Genomic DNA, 17032 nt, shown 5'->3' on the forward strand with positions numbered 1-17032 from the left:
CCGGGCGGGGCGGCGAAAGGGACTTTCCCCCCGCGCCCCCCCTTCGGCTTTTTCCCCCCCCCCCCCCCCCCAAGTTCTACTGCCAAATAAAGCAAAAAAGCTCAGAGAGCGACGCGGCGGATCAGTCCTTTTCCAGACCCTCGCTGTAAGGTACACAACGGTTGCGGCCATCGCGCTTGGCCTGATAGAGGGCCGTGTCGGCCCGTTTGATCAGTTCGTCGATCTCACCGGCATCATCGGGGAATGTCGAGACACCCAAACTGATCGTCACGCTGGACATGCCGTCGAACTCGACTTGGCTGACGCTCTCGCGCAGCCGCTCGGCGCTGACCAACGCGCCCTCTTTGGGGGTCTCGGGCAGCAGCAGCACGAACTCCTCGCCGCCGTAGCGCGCAACGATATCGACCTCGCGGATCTGGTCGCTGAGCACCTTGGCCACGCTACGCAGGACTTTATCGCCAGCCGGATGGCCGTAGGTGTCGTTGACGTTCTTGAAGTAATCGATGTCGGCCATTACCACCGAGAAAATCTTGTTGTAGCGCTTGGCGCGCTTGATTTCGTCGGCAAAGCGGACCATGAAGTAGCGCCTGATGTACAGCCCGGTCAGCGAGTCGGTGACCGCCATCTCCCATAGTTGGGCCTTGTTGATAGCCACCGCTGCCTGGTCGGCGACCATTTTCAACAGGTTTAAATCGTCGTCTTCGAAGTCCGAGTCGTCGAGCTTATTGGTGACGTTAATAACGCCGATCACGTCCTTGTAGACGACCATTGGGATACAGGCGATTGAATTGGCAAAGGAATTATTGGCACCGACGAAACGCTGATCCATATTGGTTTTATTGATCATCAACGATTTACCGGTTTTAAAAACACTGCCGGCGACACCCTCGCCGGGCTTGAAAGCTTTGGTCTCGACCTCGCCGTTGTTGATCTTCTCCAGCAGGTCTTTGTCGGCCAACCCCTCGATCACTCGGATCTGCAGCAGATCGCTGTCCGAGTCGTAGAGCATGATCGAGCCCTTTTCCGCGTGGGATACGGCCAGCGCCTGGCGCAGGATGTAGCGCAGCAGCTTCTTCAGGTCGTCGATGTGGTTCAGCGCACGGCCGATGTTGTAAAGCAGGGACAGGTTGTGGATGATCTTCGACTGTTCGCGTTTCTCCCGGCGGTTGCGTTGAAGCATCAGGCTGTTGTGGATGTTGACTGCGGCGAGCTTGGCCAGCAGGTTGACGAAATTGAGGTCTGCATCGTCGATGTTTTTATCAATGGCCAGCAGGGCGATTAACTGCTTCTCGTAGAGAATCGGCACCCACAGATCAAACGCGCAGCGTCCCTGCATCGCCATCTGGATCAGCTCGCTGAACTGCTTGGTCTGCTCATCGCCGCCCTCGGTCAGCAGGTGTTCGCCATCGTGCAGCGCGCGCGGGATGTGTTGGCGGCCGACAGGAAGGGTTACCTCCTGATTATTCAGGCTTTCGCAGTAGGCCAACCGCAGCTTGAACGTGTCGGCGTCGAGCACGAAAAGCGCGGGAGCATCACAGTTCAGGGCCTTCTTGACGATCAAGGCCAGGGCCTGAAACATCTCGTCGGGCTCGATGATATTGCCCAGCTGTTTGGCCGCATCAACCAAGGAGGATAGAAATGCGACCTGGTTCTTTAGGTCCAGCATGCTGCCCTCCGGCTTCCCGGATTGCACGTCAGCCTTGGCCATCTAGCGCTCCTGTTGATCGGTCGGCATGATCAAATATGAAATTAACTTATGTACGATAGCCGTGTGCAGCCATTAAATCAAGATGATTATCCGTTGAAAAATCAGTATACCGCGCATTGTTCATTACCCCCGGAAACATGATCGAGAATAAGAAAATCTTTTAACCGGGAGTAAGATCCTGATCATTGATTCGAGCAATGGATCATTGAAAATTGGTTTAGTTATATTGATAAGTGCCCTATCGGAATATCTAACCCAACTCCTGCCGTAAAAAATAATCTTGCTTTTTGCTTAAGTATCATTTCCAATTACAACACTACCTCAAGCATACTATCATGTATATTAGTTTATATACTTGTTTTTGATAATTATTATGTGTTGACGGCGCATTGAACTATTTTAAACTCAATCTGCAGCGGGATTGCCTCGCAATGTTGAGTTCAATAATTTATATTCATTCTTGGTCGGATAATGGAACATCGGACAATGCTGGAGCGTAATCAGATGGACAAGCAATTGATCGTGATCCTGTTGCTCCTCGCGGCTCTGGTCCTGATTATTCCAGCCTGTGATGAGCCGGCCGATGAGGACGATGACGACGACGAGCAGCCGGTGGACGACGATGATGACGATACGGACGACGACGACGAGCAGCAGCAACGGGCGATCTCCCATGGCACGCTCCAGGATAAAATCCTCGGCTCGTGGGTCGGCCAGATGGCCGGCGTAACCTGGGGCGCGTCAACCGAGTTCCTCTACCCCGGCGTGATCATCCCCGAGAACGAGGTGCCGCAGTGGAATCCGGGGATGATCAACTACGGATTCATTCAAGACGACGTGTACGTCGAGATCCCGTTCATCGACGTAATGCGCGAGCACGGAGTCACCGCGAACTGGTTGCTGTTCGGCGAGGCTTTCCGCGACACGAACTTCCCCCTGGCCCACGCCAACCTGGCGGCGCGCAAGAATCTGCGCAACGGCATCCCGGCCCCGGACTCGGGCCACTACGCGAACAACGAGCACTGCGACGACATCGACTGGCAGATCGAGTCCGACTTCGTCGGCACGCTTTGTCCGGGTCTGAACAACCAGGCGATCGAGATCGCCTGGCGCGCGGGCCACGTGATGAACTACGGCGACGGGGTGCTGGGCGGAGTTTTTATGGCCGCGATGCACGCCGAGTCGTTCTTTGCCCAAGATCTGGCGCAGATCATCGAGGCTGGACGCCAGGCCCTGCCCCCAGGCTCGAAGTATCGCGCCGTAGTCGAAGATATGTTGGATTGGCACGAACAAGGCCAAACCTGGGAGCAGTCGTGGCAACTGCTGCAGGATAAATGGGGTCACGACGACCGCTGCCCCGATTTCCAAAACCCGATCATGGACGCGCACAACATCGACGCCAAGCTCAACGGCGCCTACGTGCTGCTCGGTCTGCTCTACGGCGAGGGCGATCTGGAACGCTCGATGCTGATCAGCATGCGCTGCGGCCAGGACAGCGACTGCAACCCCTCATCCGTGGGCGCGATCATTGGCAACTGGCTGGGCTACGGCGCGATCCCAGATCAATACAAGTCCGGCCTGCGCAGCACCGAGGTCTTCATGTTCACCGACTACACACTTGACCAGGCGATCGAGGCCAACCTCGAGCTGGCGCGCGAGGTGATGCTCGCCTCGGGATGCACTGTCCAAGGCGATGGCCAATCCGAGGTCTGGCTGATCCCGCCTGCCGAGCAGACCGTCCCGCCGATCCTCGAGCAGTGGCCGGTCGAATCCAACGCGCCGCCCGCACTCAGCGCCGCGATTGCTTCCCAGAACGGGCTGCGCGTGACGCTCAAGGCACAGGCCGAGGACGACGACGGCGTGCTGAACTTCCAGTGGTACTTCGGCGACCTGACCCGTGCGCAGGGCGAGCAGGTTGAGCACGCATACGCTGCGGCGGGAACCTATCAGGCCATTGCCTATGTCACCGATGGCGTGGGCAACACCTCATGGCAGGCCCTTGAGATCAGCGTCGCGCCCTAACCACTGATTATTACAGCCATAGCGGGAAATGACGACAGGCGATGCAATGGACTGCCGCCCATGAAGGCCGCTTGAGACGGCGAAAACCAAGTTTTTATCGACGGACCAAGTCCTTTCGGAAAAAGATCTTAACCCTCTGACTACTCATTCTCTTACCCTCAAACTCATGGATCGGCCGATACTGGTCATCCACGAATTGCGAGAACTCGCCCTCCCAACGCTCCCTGATGCGCAGGTAGGACGCCGTATCAAGGAGAATGAAATCATATCCATTAATCGCCGTGACGGTCCTGAAGTCCCGGTGTTTGATGCGCTTTCTGCCGCCATAATGGCTGGCAATCGAGTAAGCTGCCACTATCGAATCCTCTTCGAGGATAAACCCCTCGATATTCTGAAGAATTTCGAGATCATCCTCAGAGAACGGCGGGTAATGCAATGAGTAATTTTTACTAATCGCCAAGTAAGGATCATAAATTGCCGGATAGACCAAGCCGGCAACTAGGTTTCCGACGATCATCAGTCCCAACAGTGCCAATGCCGCCTGGTGTTTATTCCCCTCAAACCTCCTCAACCCTTCAACGAGTAACAGTGCAACGGCCGCTATAACAGCAACTTGGTAGTGGCTGACCAACGACTGTTGGGCAAAATACACAGAGAGGCTGTTCATCACGACGGTGGGAAGGGCCATCAACAGAATCAACAGCAGGCGTGGCAGTTGTCGGCCGAGCGGCAGCAGGATAAGAAGGGGGAAAAACAGCTGAGGAAGATAGGCCATCTTATCGGTTGTTTCAAATATCCTTGTCAAAGTGAAAACCGGCCTGATCGCCATGGTCTTCAGAATTTCCCCAATGCTTCCCCCAAACTCTCTATATCGCCAAGCATAGACGCCCCCCTCAGGCGATACCCAGGAATGCTGGTTTTGGAGAAAAGGCATGACAACGTAAACTGCCACGACAAACCAGACAATTGATGTCGCCGCCACGATCAACCCTGCCCGACGACTCTCCTTCTGTAAAAGCCAGTAGAGGCTCAGCATGAAAGTGGTCAGGGCAACGTCCTCGCGCACTGACAAGGCCGCGATTAAGGCTGCCAGTAACAGCAGCATCTTCTGCCTGCTTTGGAAGACAAAGAGCAATAAAAGAAACGGCAGGCAAAATACCAGGTCATGAAAGTTCGACAAAGCCAACCCTTGGGTGGCCGGATATACCAGAAAGGAGATGGACAGCAGCAGAGCAAGCCAAGGGTCCTTGAGCCTGATCAGAGCAAACCAGTAAAAAATCCCGGCCGCCACTGTCACCATGACCACGGTGGCAATCAGTAAAGTCTTGGCGCCGGGCGCCAGCCAGTAAGGGAGGAGAAGGATGTAAAGGAACGGCGACAAGTGGACGAAGAAATGTCTTCCCTCAATATCATTGGCCTGTTGCTGCCCTTGCAGGCTCATGTACAGAGTCTGCTCGAAAATCGCCAGGTCGTTCATTGGCGTGTAATGATCGTACCGCCTGCTCATCTCTGCGGAAAAGATGCAGGTGTAGCCGATGCACGCCAACACAAGTATGACAACCGTACAACGAGTCTTACTTTTCATGGTTCCTGAAACACGAATCCAGCCGGTTCACTCATTATGGTTCTGCTGCGGCGCGCAATCGACTCGCAACAACCGCGGATTGCAACCCCGAGGCCATGCCCCCGGCTCTAAGCCGGGCGGCGCATGCGCAAAAGATAGATGATCGGCACGGGCAGCACCAGCAGCATGCTTAGCAGCGAGAGGTGCCAGCCGTGTGAGATCAGATTGGTGTCCAGGGCGCGAATCCGATCATCGGGCGCGAGCAGCCCGCAGACGAACAGCCCGAACCAAAAATAGGTATAGAGCGCCACGTGCAGATGGTACTTTAAAAAACGCCCAATGGAGTTGATTGCGCCCTGCCCTGATTGATCCGCCAAACCACCTCCTAGTTCAAACTAGATATTGGGCACTATCAGCAACAGTGCCAATATCGGGATATCGAGCAACACCAGCGCCCAGAGCACCGCGGTTTTGCGCCACTGGCTCCAGTGATTTTTAAATTCAACGTAACGGAACTCGATTGTGAACGTGAAGACGAACACGAACCAGGCGATGAAGTTGATCAGGGGAATGCCCAGCACGCGCGTGGGATAGCGCAGGCCGTGGGGAAAAAACCCGGCGAAGAAATCGTGGACCGGGTTTTCCGGCGTTGTCAGGAAACGCAGGTTGTCGAAGTTGTACGCGTCGACCACTCCCGGTCCAATGGAGGTCACGTCCGGCAGGTATGGCACCCAGACCCACCAGTTGTAGACCGTGGCCAGCGGGTCCATCACCACGTCGACCACCAACGCCAGCAGCGCGTCGATCAGCGCCAAGCACACCAGGGTCTTGAAGAACGAGCCGCGGAACAGGCGAAAGCGCTCGGTATCGAGTTGTCCGCCGTCGCGCTCGTAGGTCTCGAAGCTGCGGCGGCCGTAGACGATGCGGTTGGTAACCTCGATGATGATGTAGACCGTGGCGATCCACGACGCGGGATTGGCCACGGGCGTGGCCAGCACGTACCAGTGGAAACCGGGGTAGACGTAGGCGCCGGAGAGTACGCCGGTCGATTCGCAGCAGGCGGTCATAAAGAATCCGGCCGAGAACTCGCGCAGAGTGCGCGCGGCTCCGTGGGTCAGCCAGGAATGGATTAGGCAGACGACGAACAGACCGATCAGGCAGACCTCGAAAGCCGCCTTGAAGAATGCCGCCGTATCAATGCCGAAGATCGTCGTACCAAGCTCCGTTGTCTATTTGGGCTAGTCGACGACGATCACCAGGCCGTATTTGACCTCCACGTCGAACCCTCCGAGGCTGGTGATTTTGAGCGAGACGCTGTAGAGGCCCGGATCCTCGTAGATGTAACTCGGGTTCATCTCGTAGCTGGTCTCGCCGTCGCCGAAGTCCCACTCGTACTCGTAGATTTCGCAGCCGATCATCGTCCAGCTGTCGTCGTAGAACTGGACCTCGAGCGGCGCCGGGCCATGGGTGTCGTAGGCCTCGAAATTGGCCTCGGGCTTGGGACAATTGACCACGATGAATCCGGGTTTGCTCACCGAGGCCGTGCCGCCGGCGTTGGACGCGGCGAGCACCACGGCCTTTGGTCCTACGGTCTGGTAGGTGTGGACCGGATCGACCACGTCGCGCACGCTGGCCCCGTCGCCGAACATCCACAGCCGATCGGTTACCGGGCAACCCTCGTCGGTCTGCGTGCGGTCGTAGAAACTCACGGTCAGCGGAGCCGGGCCGGAGTTGACGTCGGTGATGAAGTCCGGCGCGGGCGGCGCACAGGCGGTTTGGATCAAGGCCGACTTGGTCACGCGATATTCCAAACCGTCCTCAGTGACCACGGTCAGGGTCACGTCGTATTCGCGGCCGCCGTGAAAAACGTGCACCGGGTTTTGCAGCGTGCTGTTGCCGCCGTCGCCGAAATCCCAGTACCAGCTGACGATCGGGCAGCGCGGATCGTAGGTCGTCATGTCGGTGAAGTAGACGGTCAGCGGCGAGACTCCCGCGACCTGCGAGGCCGAGAAGTCCGGCGCGGCCGGACCGCACATCACGTGGATCAGGCTGTTGCGCACCATGGTGTCCGATCCGCCCTCGTTGGTGACGGTCAACGACACGGTGTAGATCCCCGACTTGGCGAATGCGTGCGTGGGGTCGGAATCAAAGGACAGCTCTTCGCCGTCGCCGAAGTCCCACTCCCAGGTCTCGATCGGGCACTCGGGATACGGCACGGAGCGATCGAAGAACTGCAACAGCTCGCCGGGCTCGGCAGTCTGGGACTCGGGCTCGAAGTCGGCCTGGGGCACGGGGCATTGCACGACAACCGGGCCGGTGACGGTGAACGCGCCGGCCCTGTTGAAGATCGTCAGCGAGACCTCGTACAGGCCCACGTCGCTGTAAATGTGCTCGATGATCTCGTCGCCGTATTCCTGCTTGCCGTCGCCCCAGATCCAGAGCCGCCCCTGCGGACCGCAGCCGTTTTTAAGTCGGGTCAGGTCGCGAAACTCGACGGTGTGCTCGGCCGGGCCGTGGACATTGCTGATGTACATCCGCACCTTGGCCGGCTGGCAGCGCTCGCGGTCGTTGACATCGTCGTCGTCATCGTCCCCGCAGCCCGAGCAGGACATGCCCTCGCCCAAACAGCCGCCGCCCAGCGATTCAAAGCTTAGCGGCGCGGCGTCATCGCTGTCGTCGTCAGGCGCCTGGTCGTTGGGATCCTGGTCGATGTCCTCCAGGTCGTCCGGGTCGGCCTCGACGATCATCGCGTCGTCGTCATCGTCCTCGTCGTCGTCATCGGCCAGCGGGTCGAACTCGAAGCCCTCGGACTCGACGATCAACGCGTCTTCCACGAGCAGAGCCGCTTTCTCGTCGCTCGCGGGAACCCAGGCGGAGGCGAGCAGCAGTGCGAGAAGCGACAGCCCGATCAACAGCTTGATTCTTCGCATCCTCTGCTCCTTGCGTCCCCGCGCCCTTGCGCTATTGCTCCTCGGGCGCGGCGGGCTGGGTCAGCTCGTGTTCGGGCAGCTGGTCGTAGATATTCTCGTCCCCGCCGGTCTTGTCCACGTAGACCTTCCACTTGACCGAGGGGTCGATCAGCTCGTCCTTGATCAGCTCCTGCACCGCGATGTTGACCTGGAAGATCGTTCCATAGCGCGCGCGGTGGTCGGCGATCAGCCCCACATGCGGCAATGTAAACCGATGGTCCTGCTTCATCTGGTTGATCTCTTCGATCACCTTCTTATAGGCCTGAGCCTCCTCGGTCGGCAGAAAGAGGTCTTTGTTTTTGGCAGGGTCGCAATACTCCTGGTAAGGGACCTCGAGCTCTTTGGAGTCAAAGCCGCGTAGCACCTCGCGCCTTTCGTGTCCGGCAAGTATCGCCACAGTGGACTTGTCGTCGATGATCAGCGTGATCAGCTCGGGCTCCTGCTCGTTGATCACCAGCTCGGGGTCTTTGTCGACCTTGGGCGGTACGATCAGGTCCTTCTGGACCTTAAACACGATCAGGGTCTGCGAGATGATGAAAAAGAACAGCAGGATGAAGATCAAGTCCTGTAGATTAAGATCCTCTTCCTCGATCAATCTGCCCATGCCGTCCTCCTAGGCCCCGCTCTCGTACATCACCGCCATGGGAATGCCGTGGATCTCGTCGCTGATGTTGTTCATCTTGGACAACAAATGATGGCGCATGATCGAGCCCATGATGCGAATAACGATGCCGAAGGCGCTGGTGATGATCGCGATCATCAGTGAGGTCTGAAGTTGGGCGAAAGTATCGGGGGTCATCTGCCCCTCGCTGAGCATCGCCACCGAGGAGACGTGGAACGCCTGGATCAGACCCAGCAGTGTGCCGAAAAATCCGACGATCGGGCCCAGGCCGCTGAGCAGGGTGATCATGTTGATGCCGTCGGCGTGGCGGCCGTTGATGTTCTCGACCTTGACGCGGAAGTACTGCTCGAGCATGAACGGCTGCTTGATCGCGCTGGGCAGCACCGCGCTGATGATCTCGGAGAGGTAGTTGCCGTAGTGCGTCACCAGGTCGGCGGTCCGCTTGCGGAACGCGTCGATGTCGCCCATTACCGAGGGATCGCGCAGCACCTTGATCAGCTCGTCGCGTTGCTCCGGATCGTAGTAGCGCGGCCGGGTGAGCTTAAACAGGCTCAGGTAGGCCCAGTCGACGATCATGATGATCACCATCACGTACAGCGCGAAGATCGTCAGCAGGCCCAGCTTGTGCACGCCGGGCACGATGTACTCGGCGAGGAACGTCGAGTCGAGAATCTGCTGTTTGAACAGGCTGACGATAATCAGCACCGCCACCGACACGGCGATCACCCAAACGTTGAGCTGTTTGATCTTTACCTTTAACTGTTCACTGCGCCTCATTCGTCCCTCCGCCGTCCGGCTGTTGTTGATCGTCGACCGTCCAGAGAGGCTGGTTGGCGATCGCCGGACGCCGCTGGCCGAGCTCGCGCATATTGGGCACCGGGTAAACCGCGATGCCGCTTTCGAGCGTCTCGACCATAAAGTGGTTGTTGTTGGGGTTGGTGTGGACCTGGATCGTTGTGCCGTAATCCATCGAGACTCCGCTGGTCAGGCGGTAGGTCCCCGGCGGCAGATAGAGGTAGAAGCGGTTGCTGCGACGGTGAGTCAGCATGTCGTCGGTGATCACGTAGCGCCGCAGTCCGCGCAACAGGTCGTGCTCGGCCACCAGCAGCTTGTAGTCCAGATCCTTGCGGCCGGGCTGCTCGGAGCTGACGCGTACGGTGTCGAGGGTTATCGCGTCGATCACGTCCTGGCTCAGCGCCTTGCCGTAGAACGTCAGGCGGATCGAGGAGGTCGCGCCCCAACTCCCCTTGGAGTCCGAAAGCCACTGCCCCAGCTCGTGGGGCACCCGCGAGCTGTCGTCCTGCACCTTGAGCGAGAGCACGTCGGGGTAGATCGCCTCGGCGCGCTGAATGTAGTCGTTGGCCGCGGCCTGATAGCCCTCGAAGCCCTTGGCAATGCCCATCAGGGCAAAGGACTCGCCGTAGAGCGGGGCCAGCGGACTGGCTACTCCGCCGTCGACCACGTCGGAAATGTTGCCGATGTTCGAGGCGTCCAGCGGATCGGCGCTGTCGGCCTGCATGTAGAACAGCGGGAACTCGACTTCCTCATAGAGCAGCTCCTCGATCTGTTCGACCAGCAGCCGCTTGGAGCGGTTGTCGCGGGCCACGCGCAGCTGCTCGATGCAGCGCACCATGTCCGAGAGCACCCACTGCAGCTTGAGAAACATCAGGTCGGGCTCGGCCGGCTGCGGCGCCTCGACCGCCGCGGCCTCGTCCTGACCCAGGGCCAGCGCGGGCAGCAGCAGTCCCAGGACCAGCAGCAGGCAACACATTTTTTTCAATTTGGACCGGGCGCTCATTGGCTCACCTCCGCCGCGGCCGGGGCCTCGGAACAGACCGTGCCGTAGCTGCGCTCGATGCTCACCGCCTCGACCGTTTCGCCAAAGCGCAACAGGAACCCGACGTAGGCCGCCTGAGCCGTGCAGAACGGCTCGTCGTAGCTCGACGGCGGTCGGCCGTTGAACTTGTTTAGCGTGAACTTGAAGGCCCGCGAGGCTGAGGTCAGGCACATCTCGCGGTACTTGTCGAACATCAGCGGATCGCCCACCGACTGGCTGGCGAGCTTGGAGGCCGCGTCCGCGATGCGCAGCAGATCGTCGGGCTTGCTCTCCCAATCAAAGCCGATGTCGAACGCGTTTTCGCGCAGGGCGACCACCGCTTGGTAGTCCTCGCGCTCCCAGAGGAAGTAGATCAGGCCCGAGAGGTTGCGGCCGTAATGCTTTTGCAACTGGGCGGTCAGGTCGGCGTTGTCCGGCTCGAAGCGGTAGGTGCGGTCCTCGCGCTCGGGCTTCTTGGCGGCAATGCGATCCATGATCACCAAACCGTCGGCCGCGTTGTGGAACCCCAGCTTGTAGAACTCGAGTTTCTTGTCCTTGTCCTCGCTTTGGTACAGCGAGCACAAATAGGCGATGCGCTCGTTGAGCACGGACTTGGCCTTGGGCGTGCGCGCGCGGCTCAGTCCCTCCTTATAGTAGTAGAGGGACTTGTGGAACATCTCCTGGGTCTCATCGTCCTGCATGTACTCGCCCTCGCGCCGATCGCCGAGGTACTTGTACATCCCGACCACCGGGTTGCGGTCGAAGTAGGTCGCCACGTACAGGTCGCCCATCCAGCCCGAGATCGTCTCGAGGTTGGCCTGACGCACCTCGTTCTCGCCCAGCGACGGGTCGATATCGACGAAGCGGTCGGAGAGCATCCGCAGACGCGCCGTGAGCCAATAGACCAGGGCCAGGTCCTCCTGCTCCTTGATCATCAGCTCGGTCAGCGACTGCTGATACTGCAGGGCCCAGCTCAGCAGGGTGTCGGACATCACCTGCGGCGAGAAGCCCTCCTCGGCGTGGCGATTGATCACCGCATCCCACATCTCGTCCGTGCCGCGCCAGATCAAGGCCCGCTTCTCCTCGCGGCTGCTGACCTCCTCAAGCGCCTCGACCCGCGCCTGCCCCAGGGCAAACGACGTCGAGGGCATGTAGTACAGGTGCAGCGAGCGTTCGAGATCCTCGATCACGCCGGTGAGGTCTGCGACCGATCCGTTTTCGTCATACAGCTTGGAGCGCGCCTGTCCGCAGTAATAGAGGATGCGGTCGGGATACTCGGTCTGTAGAATCCGCTCGGATTCAGCCTCGCACAGCGCAACCAGCCCCTGGTAGTCCTCGGCCATGAACAATGTGCGGCACTGTTCCGCGTCAATCGCCAGGGCCGAGAGCGGCAGTGCGAGCGACAACGCCGCCAGCGCCAACAGCGCCCGCGTCCTCATCGCCGACTCCCATCAAGGGCCGTTGTGTCCGTTTTAATTTTCGGTATGTGACTCATTCCTTCTTCCATGCCTCGATAATCTGGTTGTCGGAACATCTGAGTTTATAGCTGCCGGCTAAGACGATCGAACCGGCGAATTTGCCGTAGCAACGCGCGTTGAGGTGCGCCAGTGGACCGAGGTTACTTACCCGCACCCAGCGTCCGCTGACCGTCTCGTTGGCGCGCGGCGGCGTCTTCTTGCGCGTACTCACCGGCGCCAGCTCCTCGCCGTCGCCGGTTCCCGAACGTCCGCGGCCCGGGGTGCCGACCTTCAACGGCCCGCCGCCGGCTCCGTCTCCGGGTCCGGTACGGCGCGTGCCGATGTTGGACAGGCTCAGCGGCCGCGCGTCGTCGTCGTTGCGATCGGTGTTGCCAAAAGCGCTGGGCAGGTCGGCGACCACGTCGTCGCGCCGCGCCGCGTCGACCTTGACCCCGGCGCGCTGTTCGTCCTCTCGTCGCTCGATCTCCATCTGCTGACGCAGATCCTCGAGCTGGCGATCCTGCTGATCCTGCAGCCGGTCGAGCTGTTCGTCGGGAATCGGCTCCGGCGTAGACTCGGGGGTCGGCTCGGGCTCGGGCGGCGGCGGCGTGGGCTCGGGCGGCGGCGGTGGCGGCGGCTTGGGCAGGTCGATCTCGGGCGGAATCATCGCGATCAACCGCTCGCGGGCATTCTCGGAGAACGGCTCGAAGTTCCAGATCAGCAGCAACAGCAGCGCGGCCAGACCCACGTAGGCCAGGTTGCGCGGCCGCGAGGTCCACTCACGCAGCATGGCGCTGATCGCCGTGCTGATGAACGCCAGGTCGCTCTGGCTCTCGGGGCGTCGCATCTGAACCGCAGCCAGGGACCCGCGCCCCTCGTCCTGGCGCTCGAAAATGAACGCCTCGGCGGTGATGTCCAGGCCGAAGAACAGCTCGGCGACTTCGCGATCATCCAGATCGAGGCGCGCGCGGTCGAGCCGCTCGGGCGCTGCCGTGTCGTTCTGGGTCTGCGGAGTATCGTCGGTCATTCAGGTATTCCTACGAACTGGTCGAGGAACTTCTCTTGGTGCATGCGGTAGCGGGTCCAGTCAAAGCCAATCACCATCCGGTAGATGCGGTATTCCTCGCCCTCTTGCAGCTTGTGCGAGCGGCCGCCGAAACAGCTGTTGTAGACCAGCAGCCCGTAGCCCACATAGATCCCCGAGGTGGTCTCCTCGGGATAGGGCGAGAAGAAAATCACGTCGCCGAAGCGCAGGTCCAGCGGATTTTCAACGCGCTGGGCCACGCGAACGATTGAGCCCTCGACGTCGTCGCCGGCTATCTGCAGCTTGTAGGGCATCTGCAAGACTTCTTCGAGGAAGTGCCGGTCGGAGCACATGCCGTGGGAGTCCAGCTTGTCGATCAGCCGCGGCGAAATCACCGTGCCCTCCATCGAGCTGACCAGGTCGCTTGCCGCCAAGTCGGTATCAGGATATTGCAGGTTGCACGGACCCTCGGTGATCTCGAGATCGAGCAGCACCTGACGCCGGCCGTCGAGGTTACGAAAATTGCGCAGCCCGATCACCTGCACGTCGAATAAGCAGGCCCCCAACCGGTCGCTGATGGTGAAGTTGTCCCACGAGGCGATGGAAAACGGCGTGTAGACACCGTTGTCGTTGCGATAGAAATCGACGTTGAGTTTACGCTCGTAATAGCCCAGCGAGCGCGCCAGCAGCTTGTAGCTCGGCGGACTGCTCAGCTTCTTAGTGGCCAGCACGTCCTCTTGGTCGAGGTTCTTGTTGGCGCAACCCACTGCCAGAGCCAGCGTTGCGATCAAGGTCAACGTCAGGACGATCGAGATCAGCCGTTGCTTTGCCAATGTCGAGTTGTTGTTGTGGCCAGTCATCTCAGCGTCCCCTCTTGAGCCGGTTCTCGTAGACCGTAACGCCGATGAAGACCCGGGCCAGCGGGCTGCCCGCGCCGTCGATCAATCCGGCAGCTCCGCCCACGGTCAGCGCCACCGGCGTGAAGTTGCCCAAGAAGTAGCGGTAGGCCACCGCGGCCTCGCCGTAGCTGGTGTTCTCGTTGGTGAACAGCCCGTCGAGCGGCGAGCGGAAGGCCGTGTCGACCAAGATCGAGCCGTACTGACGCAGGCGGAAGGTCGCGCCCAGGCTCGTGAGCAGCTCGTCGCCGGTCTCCATCTTGAGCTCGCCGGAGTCCGCGCCGGGGTTGTACACGTAGCCGCTGTTGAGCGCCACGGTCCACCAGGTGCGTCCCAGGTCGGCGATCAGCCGCGCGGTCAGGCCGAACTCGCCGTCCGTGGCGAAGCTGTTGTCGCGGGCGTCGACCGGCACGGTCCCGGTGAGGTTCAGCGCCAGACCGTAGCAGCGGCGGCGGCGATCGAAGAGGATCCCCTTGGCCTCGAAGCGAAGATCCTCGACCAGTGTGGTCGGAATGTCCTCGTCGTCGAACTCGCTGTTGATGGTGCGATAGGCCACCACCGGCACGGCCACTCCCAGGTTGGCGAAGCGCGTCAGGCCGATCGAGTACAGGGCGTTGACCGCGACCTGGTTCTCGACCAGCCGCTCCTCGTCGCCGTTGTCGAAGTTGACCTGCAGCGGGTCGATCGAGTCGTCGATGTATCCGCCGTAGTGCATGCCCAGCCAGGACAGCGATTCCGAGCCGTGGGTGAACAAAATCCCGCTGCCGTCGGCCGCAGGCCGAAAGTAGTGAAAGTTCTTGACGGCGAACCCCTCGGCCGCGGCGTCGGGAGCTGCGACCAGACTCAGGGCGAGCACGATCAAGATCGCCAGCACCCAGGCGCCTATCGTCTTTTTGTGCATTTTAATTCCGTGTGACCTGCTTAGCACGGTTGTGTCCATTCCTTTCTCAAGCTGCCCGATGGTCCCGCGGCAGCCCGCGGCCGCGCAATCGGCTGAGCAGCCGGCTCAACGCCCTTGGCACGAGCCGTTACGCTCGCTTGGCTTTCCTATGCTGTGATAAATCAATTTGGGCAACGCCTGCTCGACCCACCAGGGATCGTCGTCCCACTGGAGCTGCCACAGCAGTTCGGCCGCGCCAAGCGGCTCGATGCTGAAGGTCGCCTCGAAGCCGTCGGACTCGATCCAGAGCACGCGACCGATGAACGGACCCTCGCAGAGGCCGAAGATCACGTCGCCTGGGGCCACCTCGTCCAGCCGCGGCTCGTCGCTGTAAGAATATGTAACGCTTAGGCGACTGCAATCGATCCCGACCTCGGCGTTGTCGCCCAGCTCGTGCAGGCCCTCGTGGTCCAGCCAGCACCAGGGGTCCTCGAAGTCGGTCCAACCGTTGCAGTCGTCGTCAATGCCGTTGTAGCAGTTCTCAAAGCGTCCGGGATTGACCTGCGGGTTCTCGTCGTCGCAGTCGTTCTCGCAGACCATCCAGCCGTCCTCGTCCTCGTCGAGCTCGTCGTCGGGCAGTTCTCCGTCGCAGTCGTTGTCCTCGCCATCGCAGATCTCGGGCGCACCGGGATATGTATCGGGATTGGTGTCGTCGCAGTCGTCCTCGCACAGCATGTAGTCGTCGCCGTCCTCGTCGAGCTCCCACGGAGCGACTTCGCCGTCGCAGTCGTTGTCAATGCCGTTGCAGCCCTCGGCCGCGTTGGGATGGATATCGGGGTCCGTGTCGTCGCAGTCGTCTTCGCAGGCGAGGTAACCGTCGTTGTCCTCGTCGTCCTCGTCGTAGCGCAACTCGCCGTCGCAGTCGTTGTCCTTGCCGTCGCAGACCTCGTCGGCACCCGGATGGGTGTTCGGATCGCGGTCGTCGCAATCGTCTTCGCAAACCATCCAGCCGTCGATGTCGAAGTCGGCCTCGTCGTCGCCCGGTGCGCCGTCGCAGTTGTCGTCCTTGCCGTTGCAGGTCTCGGGCGCTCCGGGATAGGCGTCGGGATCGTTGTCGTCGCAGTCGCCCTGGCAGATCATGAACCCGTCGTCGTCAAGGTCTTTCTCGGTGGGGTCGACCGCGCCGTCGCAGTCGTTGTCGATCCCGTTGCAGCCCTCGGGCGCGTTGGGATGGACCGTGCGGTCGCCGTCGTCGCAGTCGCCGTCGCACTGTAGATAGCCGTCGCCATCCGAATCCTGCTCGTCGACCGGGATTGCGCCGTCGCAATCGTTATCCAGGCCGTCGCACAGCTCCGGAGCGCCGGGGTAAATCGCGGCGTTGTTATCGTCGCAATCGTCGCTGCAACCCAGCACGTTATCGCCGTCCGCGTCCTCCTCGCCGGCGAGCAGCGTGCCGTCGCAATCGTTGTCCAATCCGTCGCAGACCTCGGTGGCGTCGGGGTGGATCGCCGAGTCGTGGTCATCGCAGTCGCCGTCGCACTGGTACACGCCGTCGCCGTCCCAGTCCTGCTCCTCGGGATCGACCTCGCCCGAGCAGTTGTTGTCGATTCCGTCGCAGAGCTCGACCGCGCCGGGATAAACAAAGGCGTTGTCGTCGTTGCAGTCGCCCTCGCAGATCATCAGGCCGTCTTTATCGAAGTCCAGCTCATCGGGCTCAAGCTCGCCCGTGCAGTCGTTGTCCAGGCCGTCGCAGATCTCATCGGCGCCCGGATGCACCTCGGGCCGCGTGTCGTCGCAGTCGAACCCGCCGCACTCGATGTCGTAATAACCGTCCCCGTCCAGGTCGCAAGGGTCGGCGCCCCCATCGTCATCGTCGTCCCCGTCGTTGTTGCATCCGATGCAAAGCAACATCAGGCACAACAACAGCGCAATCGGAAAAACCAGCCTATGTCCGTTGCCGTTCAATTTCATCGGCATCTCCGGTAATCAGCGATCCTGGTTTTTTGCTCAAGAAAATTGGGCTGCACCAGAATGTTGATTCTTAATTGTGCAAAAAACCCTGTCAAGTGCGAAT

The 17032-nt window shown here is 60.3% G+C and carries 14 protein-coding genes; 1 reads left to right on the forward strand and 13 read right to left on the reverse strand.

Annotated elements, in window-relative coordinates:
* Positions 1 to 121: 121 nt before the first annotated feature.
* Complete coding sequence (locus P9M14_06275) at positions 122 to 1708, reverse strand: diguanylate cyclase (protein MDP8255337.1); 1587 nt, start codon at positions 1706 to 1708, stop codon at positions 122 to 124.
* Positions 1709 to 2212: 504 nt separating this feature from the next.
* Between P9M14_06275 and P9M14_06280 the strand changes: the two genes are divergently transcribed.
* Positions 2213 to 3730, forward strand: a complete 1518-nt coding sequence (locus P9M14_06280; protein MDP8255338.1) for an ADP-ribosylglycohydrolase family protein — start codon at positions 2213 to 2215, stop codon at positions 3728 to 3730.
* A gap of 94 nt (positions 3731 to 3824) precedes the next feature.
* Here the strand turns inward: P9M14_06280 and P9M14_06285 are convergent, their stop codons facing one another.
* The 12 genes from P9M14_06285 to P9M14_06340 all read right to left on the reverse strand — a co-directional run bounded on the left by P9M14_06285 (position 3825) and on the right by P9M14_06340 (position 16929).
* Complete coding sequence (locus P9M14_06285; GenBank protein MDP8255339.1) at positions 3825 to 5207, reverse strand: DUF2079 domain-containing protein; 1383 nt, start codon at positions 5205 to 5207, stop codon at positions 3825 to 3827.
* A 215-nt stretch (positions 5208 to 5422) separates the two neighbouring features.
* Positions 5423 to 5671 carry a hypothetical protein gene (locus P9M14_06290; GenBank protein ID MDP8255340.1) on the reverse strand — a complete coding sequence of 83 codons (249 nt, stop codon included), beginning with the start codon at positions 5669 to 5671 and terminating at the stop codon, positions 5423 to 5425.
* 18 nt (positions 5672 to 5689) lie between these two features.
* Positions 5690 to 6412 (reverse strand): carotenoid biosynthesis protein, encoded by a 723-nt coding sequence (locus tag P9M14_06295; GenBank protein ID MDP8255341.1) that lies wholly within the window; start codon positions 6410 to 6412, stop codon positions 5690 to 5692.
* A 120-nt stretch (positions 6413 to 6532) separates the two neighbouring features.
* Positions 6533 to 8224, reverse strand: coding sequence for a PKD domain-containing protein (locus P9M14_06300; GenBank protein MDP8255342.1), 1692 nt, complete (start codon positions 8222 to 8224; stop codon positions 6533 to 6535).
* 31 nt (positions 8225 to 8255) lie between these two features.
* Entirely contained in the window at positions 8256 to 8867 is a 612-nt protein-coding gene (locus P9M14_06305) for a biopolymer transporter ExbD (GenBank protein MDP8255343.1), read from the reverse strand.
* A gap of 9 nt (positions 8868 to 8876) precedes the next feature.
* Positions 8877 to 9662 carry a MotA/TolQ/ExbB proton channel family protein gene (locus tag P9M14_06310; protein MDP8255344.1) on the reverse strand — a complete coding sequence of 262 codons (786 nt, stop codon included), beginning with the start codon at positions 9660 to 9662 and terminating at the stop codon, positions 8877 to 8879.
* Positions 9649 to 10683, reverse strand: coding sequence for a hypothetical protein (locus tag P9M14_06315; GenBank protein ID MDP8255345.1), 1035 nt, complete (start codon positions 10681 to 10683; stop codon positions 9649 to 9651). Before P9M14_06315 ends, P9M14_06310 begins: the two co-directional genes overlap by 14 nt.
* Entirely contained in the window at positions 10680 to 12140 is a 1461-nt protein-coding gene (locus P9M14_06320; protein ID MDP8255346.1) for a hypothetical protein, read from the reverse strand. Before P9M14_06320 ends, P9M14_06315 begins: the two co-directional genes overlap by 4 nt.
* 52 nt (positions 12141 to 12192) lie before the next feature.
* The gene (locus P9M14_06325) at positions 12193 to 13185 is read right to left on the reverse strand and encodes a hypothetical protein (protein MDP8255347.1); all 993 of its coding nucleotides are present in this window, start codon (positions 13183 to 13185) and stop codon (positions 12193 to 12195) included.
* On the reverse strand, positions 13182 to 14042 hold the full coding sequence (locus P9M14_06330) for a hypothetical protein (GenBank protein MDP8255348.1): 861 nt from the start codon (positions 14040 to 14042) through the stop codon (positions 13182 to 13184). Before P9M14_06330 ends, P9M14_06325 begins: the two co-directional genes overlap by 4 nt.
* A 1-nt stretch (position 14043) precedes the next feature.
* The gene (locus P9M14_06335; protein MDP8255349.1) at positions 14044 to 14979 is read right to left on the reverse strand and encodes a hypothetical protein; all 936 of its coding nucleotides are present in this window, start codon (positions 14977 to 14979) and stop codon (positions 14044 to 14046) included.
* A 105-nt stretch (positions 14980 to 15084) separates the two neighbouring features.
* On the reverse strand, positions 15085 to 16929 hold the full coding sequence (locus P9M14_06340; GenBank protein MDP8255350.1) for a putative metal-binding motif-containing protein: 1845 nt from the start codon (positions 16927 to 16929) through the stop codon (positions 15085 to 15087).
* Positions 16930 to 17032: the final 103 nt, after the last annotated feature.

Source organism: Candidatus Alcyoniella australis (assembly GCA_030765605.1).
GTDB classification, from domain to species: domain Bacteria; phylum Lernaellota; class Lernaellaia; order JAVCCG01; family Alcyoniellaceae; genus Alcyoniella; species Alcyoniella australis.

What these genes read in the sequence shown, in the direction of transcription:
- P9M14_06310 (MDP8255344.1), bottom strand. Translation starts at nt 9,662, where the DNA reads ATGAGGCGCAGTGAACAGTTAAAGGTAAAGATCAAACAGCTCAACGTT.
- P9M14_06330 (MDP8255348.1), bottom strand. Translation starts at nt 14,042, where the DNA reads ATGACTGGCCACAACAACAACTCGACATTGGCAAAGCAACGGCTGATC.
- P9M14_06335 (MDP8255349.1), bottom strand. Translation starts at nt 14,979, where the DNA reads ATGCACAAAAAGACGATAGGCGCCTGGGTGCTGGCGATCTTGATCGTG.
- P9M14_06325 (MDP8255347.1), bottom strand. Translation starts at nt 13,185, where the DNA reads ATGACCGACGATACTCCGCAGACCCAGAACGACACGGCAGCGCCCGAG.
- P9M14_06300 (MDP8255342.1), bottom strand. Translation starts at nt 8,224, where the DNA reads ATGCGAAGAATCAAGCTGTTGATCGGGCTGTCGCTTCTCGCACTGCTG.
- P9M14_06320 (MDP8255346.1), bottom strand. Translation starts at nt 12,140, where the DNA reads ATGAGGACGCGGGCGCTGTTGGCGCTGGCGGCGTTGTCGCTCGCACTG.
- P9M14_06280 (MDP8255338.1), top strand. Translation starts at nt 2,213, where the DNA reads ATGGACAAGCAATTGATCGTGATCCTGTTGCTCCTCGCGGCTCTGGTC.
- P9M14_06340 (MDP8255350.1), bottom strand. Translation starts at nt 16,929, where the DNA reads ATGAAATTGAACGGCAACGGACATAGGCTGGTTTTTCCGATTGCGCTG.
- P9M14_06315 (MDP8255345.1), bottom strand. Translation starts at nt 10,683, where the DNA reads ATGAGCGCCCGGTCCAAATTGAAAAAAATGTGTTGCCTGCTGCTGGTC.
- P9M14_06285 (MDP8255339.1), bottom strand. Translation starts at nt 5,207, where the DNA reads ATGAACGACCTGGCGATTTTCGAGCAGACTCTGTACATGAGCCTGCAA.
- P9M14_06305 (MDP8255343.1), bottom strand. Translation starts at nt 8,867, where the DNA reads ATGGGCAGATTGATCGAGGAAGAGGATCTTAATCTACAGGACTTGATC.
- P9M14_06275 (MDP8255337.1), bottom strand. Translation starts at nt 1,708, where the DNA reads ATGGCCAAGGCTGACGTGCAATCCGGGAAGCCGGAGGGCAGCATGCTG.